This window comes from Winogradskyella echinorum, from assembly GCF_014297365.1.
GTDB classification, from domain to species: Bacteria; Bacteroidota; Bacteroidia; order Flavobacteriales; family Flavobacteriaceae; genus Winogradskyella; species Winogradskyella echinorum.
The window spans coordinates 1,615,694-1,623,862 of sequence record NZ_JACOQD010000001.1; the positions used below are offsets into that span (position 1 = coordinate 1,615,694).

An 8,169-nucleotide genomic window follows, 5' to 3' on the forward strand; every position below is an offset into this window, starting at 1 on the left:
ATAGACAAATAGACATCATGAAAAAATCAATCATAGTAGCATTACTTCTTTTTGGAGTTTTTGCACAAGCTCAAAATAAAAAATGGACACTTAAAGAATGTGTTCAGTATGCTTTAGAAAATAATATTTCTATTAAGCAAAGCGAGTTAAATATTGAGACTGCAGAAATAGAAATGCTTACTGCTAAAGGAAATTTTATTCCAAGTTTAAGTGCAGGTGCAGGTGTTTCGGAAAATACAGGTTTAAGTTTTAACCCCGTAACTAACAATGCGCAAACCACTACATTTTTATCAGCTAGTGGTAATATAAATGTTGGTTATACGCTTTTTGATGGTTTAAGAAATGTGAGATCACTGCAACGTGCCAAGATTTCTAAATTAGCAAGTCAATATAATTTGGACAAAATGAAAGATGATATATCTCTTTTTGTTGCTAACGGTTATTTGGCTGTAATTCTTAATAAGGCCAATCTAGAAGTTTTAAAATCGCAAAACGAAGTTACTAAAGAACAAATAAAAAGAACACAAGAATTAGTAGATGCTGGTTCATTACCTAGAGGTGATTTATTAGAAATAAAGGCTACAGATGCAAGCGAGCAGCAATCTATAATTAACGCAGAAAATAGCATCCAAATTTCGCTAATTAGTTTAGCACAACTATTACTAATTAAGGATTATGAGAATTTTGATATTGAAGATGAGGGCTATGATATTGTTGATGATGGAGTTGCAGGTAGAGATATTTCAGAAATTATTGCATCTGCAAAAGAAAATAGATCAGAAATAAAGATAGCTCAGCAAAATGTAGAATTAGCAGAAATGGATTTAAAAATTGCTAAAGGAGCAAATTTACCAACTTTATCTGCTTTTTTTGGATATAACACAAGATACACTAATACACCATCTTTTATTCAGCGATTAGACCCAAATAACCCAACAATTACAGAACAAATTGGTACAGTTGAAGGGACTGGGCAAGCTGTAATTGGTGAGTTTCCTAATACATTTCCTGTAGAAGTAGGTGCAGATTCATTTACCGATCAATTATATCAAAATGATGGTATAGGTTATGGTCTTAATTTAAATATTCCAATTTTAAATGGATTTAATATTAAAGGTAATGTTCAAAGAAATAAGATTAACTTAGAACGTTCTAAATTTCAACTGGAGCAAGCAGAATTAGATTTAGAGTCAACTGTCTATCAGGCTTATGTAGATGCAAAAGGAGCACTAAAATCTTACGAGGCAGCAGAATTGGCTTTAGAGTCGCAGCAATTAGCTTATAATTATGCTAAAGAACGTTACGATGTAGGTTTAACCAATGCTTTTGATTTTAGCCAATCAAAATTAAGATATGATAATGCTAAGATTGAATTAAATCGTACCAAGTACGATTATATATTTAAGTTAAAAGTTCTTGAATTATTTTTCGGGATACCGGCAACTGAATTAAAATTTTAATTATGAGTAAAACAGTAAAAATAATTATCGGAATTGTCGTTCTTCTGCTCATTGCATTAGTAGTTGGAAAGTCAATGTTTGGAAAAAAAGGAAACTTTAAACAAGTCACGGTTAAGGAGGTTACTTTAAGAGATATTGTAGAAACTGTTTCTGCCACAGGAAAAATACAGCCAGAAGTAGAAGTGAAAATATCTTCTGAAGTGTCTGGTGAAATTTTGGAGTTACCTTTTAAAGAAGGACAAGAAGTAAAAAAAGGGGATTTATTGGTAAGAGTAAATCCAGATTTAATTCAGTCTGCTGTTAGTCGTTCACAAGCAACGTATCAGAATGTAAGAGCAGGTTTAGAACAGGCTGAGGCTAATTTAAAACAAGCAAAAGCTGACTATGATAGAAATAAAACACTTTTTGATAAAGGCGTTATTTCTAAAGCAGATTGGGATCGCTCAATTGCAGCATACGAAACTGCTGAAGCTGGTAAAAGTTCTGCATATTACAATGTGCAAAGTGCTGCGGCAACTGTAAGTGAAGCTAAAGATAATCTTAACAGAACAACAATCTATGCGCCAATGAGCGGAACAATTTCACTTCTTAATGTAGAGTTGGGAGAACGTGTTGTGGGAACTCAGCAAATGGCAGGAACTGAAATTTTGCGTGTTGCCAATCTTAATAACATGGAAGTTGAGGTAGATGTTAATGAAAATGATATTGTAAAAGTAAGTATTGGAGATTCTACTATTGTGGAGGTAGATGCTTATTTAAAGAAAGAATTTAAAGGCATAGTTACTGAAATTGCAAACTCAGCTGCAGGAACATTAGCGGCAGATCAAGTAACCAATTTTAAAGTGAAAGTGAGAATTTTAGAAGAGTCGTACAAAGATTTAACCGAAGGTAAACCAGAATCTTACTCACCATTTAGACCAGGAATGACCGCTACTGTAGATATAATCACTAAGAAAAGAGAGAATGCTATTTCCGTGCCAATAAGTGCTATTGTAATCAAAACAGACACAAGTTCAACAAAGAAGCCGTACGGTAAATCTTCTCAAATAGATGAAGACGATTCATCTAAAGAAGAAGAAAAATTTGAATGTGTTTTTGTTAACGCTAATGGTAAGGCGAAATTAAAAGTCGTAAAAACCGGAATTCAAGACGACACAAATATTGAGATTATTGAAGGTTTAACTAAGGATGACAAAATTATAACAGGTCCATATAACATGGTGTCAAAAACACTTAAGCCAGGAGATTTAATTGAAGATAAAGACAAAAAGACTGAAACTTCAGAAGAAAAAGAAGAATAGTCTAATACATATTTGCTTATGGCATTAGTGCTTAATATAGAAACAGCAACTACAAATTGTTCAGTCTCTCTATCTAAAGATGGAGAGACTTTAGTTTTAAAAGAAGATAATAGTTCAGGATATTCACATGCTGAAACTTTGCACCTTTTTATTGACGAAGTTTTTAAAATTTCAGAAATTAAACCTACAGAAATTGATGCTATTGCAGTAAGCAAAGGGCCAGGATCTTACACTGGTTTGCGTATTGGTGTGTCATCTGCTAAAGGTTTGTGTTTTGCTCTAAATAAACCCTTAATTGCTATATCAACTTTAGTAAGTTTAGCGCATCAATTACAAATTGATAATGGTTTAATAATACCAATGTTAGATGCACGTAGAATGGAAGTTTATTCTGCGATTTACAATTCTAAATTGGAGCTGGTTAGAGGTATAGAAGCAGAAATTTTAACTGAAGAAAGCTATAACGAGCTTCTTAAAACAAATAAAGTATATTTTATAGGTAATGGAGTTGAGAAAACTAAAGGTTTAATTCAACACCCAAATGCAATTTATGTTGAAGGTAAATTACCATCTGCAAACGAAATGGCGTTATTAGCAGAGCAGAAATACAAAAAAAGCGACACCGAAGATGTCGCTTATTTTGAACCTTATTATTTAAAGGATTTTGTAGCTCTTAAAAAGAAGAATTAACCTTCTTTTTGTATTTCCACTGCATGTGGGTAAGGTATTTCAATACCAGCAGCATCGAGTGCCTCTTTAACATCCTCTGTTACTCCAAAATATACATTCCAGTAATCTTCAGCTGTACACCAAGGCCTAACTACAAAGTTAATAGAACTATCCGCTAATTCTGAAACTGCAATTGTAGGTGCAGGATCTTTTAAAACTTTTGGATTAGATGCCAAAACCTGACTAAAGACTTCTTTTGTTTTTTTAATGTCAGAATCATAGCCAACACCAAACACTAAATCTACTCTTCTAGTACCTTCTGTTGTATAGTTTATAATATTGCCATTAGATAAAGCTCCATTTGGTATAATAATTTCTCTGTTAGAAAGACCAGTAATTTTTGTAGTAAAGATTTCGATCTCTTTTACTATTCCAACTTCACCTTGAGCTTCAATTAAATCACCAATTTTAAATGGTTTAAAAATCATAATTAAAACTCCACCTGCAAAATTTCCTAATGAGCCTTGCAGAGCTAAACCAACTGCTAAACCAGCTGCAGCTAATATAGCAGCGAAAGATGTAGTCTCAATACCAACAGTACCTAAAACAACTAGGATTAATACAATTTTGAAAACCCAAGTAATTAGATTAAGTAAAAATTTCTTTAAGCTTTCATCATAATTAGCTTTGGTCATTGCTTTTCTAATGCCTTTTAATACCATTTTAATAATCCAGTTACCAATTATCCATATCAGTATAGCTGCAATAATTTTTGGTCCAAAGTCAACAATTAAGTCATAACCTTTGTCAATCCATTTTTGTGTGTCCATGTTGGTTTATTTTTTTGTTCTATAAAAAAACTCGACTTTTTTAAGTCGAGTTTAGTATTTATTTTACTTCGAAAGTTAATTTTAAAGCGACTCTAAATTCAGTTACATCATCACCATTAACTATTGCACTTTGATCTTGTACATATACAGAACGAATGTTCTTTACAGTTTTAGAAGCTTCTTTTACTGCTTTTTTAGTTGCGTCTTCCCAACTTTTATTAGAGTTAGATAATACTTCAATAACTTTTAATACTGCCATAATAATTTAAATTTTTAGGTTTATATAGATAAGAAACAAAAAAATAGAATAGGTCACTAAAAAATTAAGGATTTTACCCATTAATGGCATTTACAGTAATGGCATTATCTTTAAGCATTTCTTTTAGCATATTTTCAATTCCATTTTTTAAAGTAAACGTTGATGAAGGACAACCACTACATGCTCCTTGTAATAATACTTCAACTTTTTTTGTATTAGCATCATAAGACTTAAATTCGATATTGCCACCATCACTTTCAACAGCAGGTTTTATGTACTCCTCTAGAATATTTACTATATTTTTTGAGGTGTCATCTAGAGCCTCAAACTTTTGCTCAATAGCTTCTTCAGTTTTATTAAGCTTTTGAGGTGCATCATCATTTAATATGGTTTTACCATCCTCAACATAATTTTTTATAAATTCTCTTAGTTGAAGTGTAATTTCTTCCCATTCAATAATGTCAAACTTTGTAATGGAAATAAAATTCTTTTCCATAAAGATATTCTTTACAAAAGGAAACTGAAATAATGCAGTAGCTAAAGGAGAAGGTTTGGCATCCTCAATAGAAGTAAATTCAAATAGACTTGGCACTAATACTTTATTGCAAACAAACTTTAAAACACTTGGGTTTGGTGTGCTTTCGGCATACACTGTAACTGCTGCTTTAGGCTTAATTGCATCTTCGGTAATAACTATACCGTCATTAGATAAATAATTCTCAATCTGAGTGGCAACTTCTTCTTGTACATCTGTCCATTCAACAATATTGTAACGTTCAATAGCCACAAAGTTAGAAGCAATATATACTTTCTTTACAAAGGGAAGATAAAACAATTGTTGAGCCAAAGGAGAGTGTTTAGCATCATCAATATTATTAAACTCAAAACTATTATGATTGGTTAAAAAACGGTCTGCTTCAAACTTTAAAATAGTTTCGTTTGACGTAGGTACTATAGAGATTTTTGTCTTTGACATCTTTTTTTTGCAAAAATATGAAATATCTACCGGAAACGTTCATCTGTAATAATTGTTTATTAACTGAATTTTTGAGCCAGTTCGCAATATTTGTTTAAATTCCGTCCTCAACCAAAAACTGCTTCAAATAAATATATTCTTGCTAGTATTTATTTGGGTTATTTTGAAAGAACCAAACATGAAAAAAATATTATGTTTTGTAGCATTCTTAATGACTACAATATGTTTCTCGCAAGACATCTTAATGCAAAACGGTACATTTACACGTTGCGCACCAGATAAGTTTTATGATTCTGGTGGTGAATTTGCTAATTATAGTAATGATGAAAATTATGTGACAACGATCTGTCCTCAAAATGTAGATGAGTTCATCATTTTAGACTTCACACTTTTTACAACACAATTGGGATTGCAACCCGATGTAATGAATATATACGATGGTGACGATACTTCAGCAACTTTATTAGGTACATTTTCTGGCACAAATAGTCCTGGAACGATTTCGGCTTCAAATGGAAATACTTCAGGTTGTTTAACTGTAGAGTTTATTTCTAGCGATAGTGGTAACCTTAATGGTTGGGAGGCTGATATTTTATGTGCTACGGCTTGTCAACTAATATTTCCCTTTGTAGATAGCACAATACCTGCAACAAATAGTGCTGGTGTTGTATCAATATTACCAGGAGAAACTGTTGATTTCACAGGTACTGCAACCTTTACTGTTGACGGATCAAATGCAACTTATAATTGGGATTTTGGTGACGGAAATACAGCTACAGGCACTAACGTCTCTAATACCTTTGCTAACAGTGGTACTTATACAGTAACCTTAACAGTTACTGATGATAATCCTCAAGGCTGTTCAGGTTCAACTACAATTACAGTTTTTGTTTTAGGTGATGATGTCGTTATAGATCAAGGTACATTTACACCAGAACAACTAATTGAAGATGTATTGGTTAATAGTCCATGTGCTTCAGTATCTAATATTATAGCCTCAACAGGAACAAATTTTAGTGCTTCTGAACCTAATGGAATTGGCTATTTTTCTAGTAATGGACAAAGTTTTCCTTTTGAAGACGGATTACTATTAACCACTGGTGATGCTAGTGAGGCCAGAGGACCAAACAATAATGGTATATTAGGTGATGGATCAAATACGTGGCCAGGAGATCTAGATTTAGATACTTATTTAGGGGTAGATTCTCACAATGCTACTTTTATTCAATTCGATTTTACTCCACTTGCAGATAGTATTAGTTTTGAGTTTTTAATGGCATCAGAAGAGTATGATATGGGAGGCTTTGAGTGTAACTACTCTGACGCGTTTGCCTTTTTGTTGACAGACTCATTGGGTAATGTAACTAATTTGGCTGTTATTCCTGGAACAACAACACCAATTTTGGTAACTAATATTCACCCAGATAATGGTGCTGCTTGTGGTGGTGCTAATGAGCAATATTTTGGAGCTTATACACCAAATAATCAATCTCCAATAGCATTTGATGGAAGAACAACAGTGTTTACAGCACAATCTGCTGTTACTCCTGGTGAAAACTATACTATAAAATTAGTTATCGCTGATGATAGAGATAATAATTATGATTCTGGAGTATTTCTTAAAGCAGGTAGTTTTGATTTAGGAGGTGATTTAGGTGATGATATTACAATTGCCGAAGGTACAGCAGAGTGTGGTGGTACAACGATTACATTAGATACTGCGGTACCTTTAGCTGACCATACTTGGTATTATGCTGCTGATCCAACAATGCCAGATGATAGAGTAGAAATTGTAGGTGAAACAAGTTCTATACTTACTGTTTCAGATCCAGGTATATATTCTGTAGATGTTGTGTTTACAGGTATTTGTCAATCTTCAGATTCTATTTTAGTTGAATTTATACCTAGTCCAATAGCTAATCCAGCAAATGATTTATTTATTTGTAATGATGCAGGTATAGCAGATTTTGATTTGTCTCAAAATAATATTGAAATTCTTGGGGCTCAAGATGCAAGTGATTTTATTATTAGCTATCATCTTACAGAGCAAGATGCAATTGATAATGTTGGTGCCTTACCTTTAACTTATACTAATATTAGTAACCCACAGGAAATTTGGGCACGTGTAGCAGACAATAGTCAAGAATGTTTTGATACGACATCTTTTTCTATTTCAGCTGTTGGTCAACCGACCATTAACCCAGCTATAGACCTAGAGTTATGTGATGATGAGAGTAATGATGGTGTCGAAGCGTTTGATTTGAGTGTTCAGGATTTAGTAATATTAGGTAGTCAGTCTGCAACAGATTTTAATGTGACTTACCATTTAAGTTTTGCTGAGGCCGATTCAGGTACAGGAGTCTTACCCGACTTATATACTAATTTAATTAATCCAGAGCCTATCTATGTCAGAGTAGAGAGTACAGGTGATAGTAATTGTTATAATGCTTCAGCCTTACCAGTATTTAATTTAGTGGTAACCACAAAAGCTATAGCCAATACGGTTGAAGATATGGTGGTTTGTGATGATGTTAGTAATGATGGCATAGCCACATTTAATTTAGGCAGCCAAGAGGCAACTATTTTAGGTGGTCAGAACCCAACTGTATTTTTGGTAACTTTCCATAACAGCCAAGCTGATGCTGATGCTGACTCAAATAAATTACCAACAATC

At 33.0% G+C, this 8,169-nt stretch carries 7 protein-coding genes; 4 read left to right on the forward strand and 3 right to left on the reverse strand.

Annotated elements, in window-relative coordinates:
• Positions 1-17 precede the first annotated feature (17 nt).
• The 3 genes from H8K90_RS07135 to tsaB are packed head-to-tail and all read left to right on the forward strand — an operon-like array spanning position 18 to position 3,451.
• A complete protein-coding gene (locus tag H8K90_RS07135; protein ID WP_186845222.1) occupies positions 18-1,460 on the forward strand; it encodes a TolC family protein in 1,443 nt (480 codons plus the stop codon).
• 2 nt (positions 1,461-1,462) lie between these two features.
• Positions 1,463-2,761, forward strand: a complete 1,299-nt coding sequence (locus H8K90_RS07140; protein WP_186845223.1) for an efflux RND transporter periplasmic adaptor subunit — start codon at positions 1,463-1,465, stop codon at positions 2,759-2,761.
• An 18-nt stretch (positions 2,762-2,779) separates the two neighbouring features.
• Complete coding sequence (tsaB, locus tag H8K90_RS07145) at positions 2,780-3,451, forward strand: tRNA (adenosine(37)-N6)-threonylcarbamoyltransferase complex dimerization subunit type 1 TsaB (protein WP_186845224.1); 672 nt, start codon at positions 2,780-2,782, stop codon at positions 3,449-3,451.
• Here tsaB and H8K90_RS07150 read toward each other — a convergent pair.
• The 3 genes from H8K90_RS07150 to H8K90_RS07160 form a co-directional block, all read right to left on the reverse strand.
• On the reverse strand, positions 3,448-4,260 hold the full coding sequence (locus tag H8K90_RS07150; protein WP_186845225.1) for a mechanosensitive ion channel family protein: 813 nt from the start codon (positions 4,258-4,260) through the stop codon (positions 3,448-3,450). The genes tsaB and H8K90_RS07150 overlap by 4 nt on opposite strands.
• Positions 4,261-4,318: 58 nt before the next feature.
• Positions 4,319-4,519 carry a dodecin family protein gene (locus tag H8K90_RS07155; RefSeq protein WP_186845226.1) on the reverse strand — a complete coding sequence of 67 codons (201 nt, stop codon included), beginning with the start codon at positions 4,517-4,519 and terminating at the stop codon, positions 4,319-4,321.
• 73 nt (positions 4,520-4,592) lie between these two features.
• The gene (locus H8K90_RS07160; RefSeq protein ID WP_186845227.1) at positions 4,593-5,495 is read right to left on the reverse strand and encodes a NifU family protein; all 903 of its coding nucleotides are present in this window, start codon (positions 5,493-5,495) and stop codon (positions 4,593-4,595) included.
• Between the two features lie 178 nt (positions 5,496-5,673).
• Here H8K90_RS07160 and H8K90_RS07165 point away from each other — a divergent pair.
• On the forward strand, positions 5,674-8,169 hold a 2,496-nt coding region (locus H8K90_RS07165), incomplete at its 3' end, for a choice-of-anchor L domain-containing protein (protein ID WP_246457549.1).

Coding starts and splice junctions, on each gene's coding strand:
- H8K90_RS07135 (WP_186845222.1), top strand. CDS start 18: ATGAAAAAATCAATCATAGTAGCATTACTTCTTTTTGGAGTTTTTGCA.
- H8K90_RS07140 (WP_186845223.1), top strand. CDS start 1,463: ATGAGTAAAACAGTAAAAATAATTATCGGAATTGTCGTTCTTCTGCTC.
- tsaB (WP_186845224.1), top strand. CDS start 2,780: ATGGCATTAGTGCTTAATATAGAAACAGCAACTACAAATTGTTCAGTC.
- H8K90_RS07150 (WP_186845225.1), bottom strand. CDS start 4,260: ATGGACACACAAAAATGGATTGACAAAGGTTATGACTTAATTGTTGAC.
- H8K90_RS07155 (WP_186845226.1), bottom strand. CDS start 4,519: ATGGCAGTATTAAAAGTTATTGAAGTATTATCTAACTCTAATAAAAGT.
- H8K90_RS07160 (WP_186845227.1), bottom strand. CDS start 5,495: ATGTCAAAGACAAAAATCTCTATAGTACCTACGTCAAACGAAACTATT.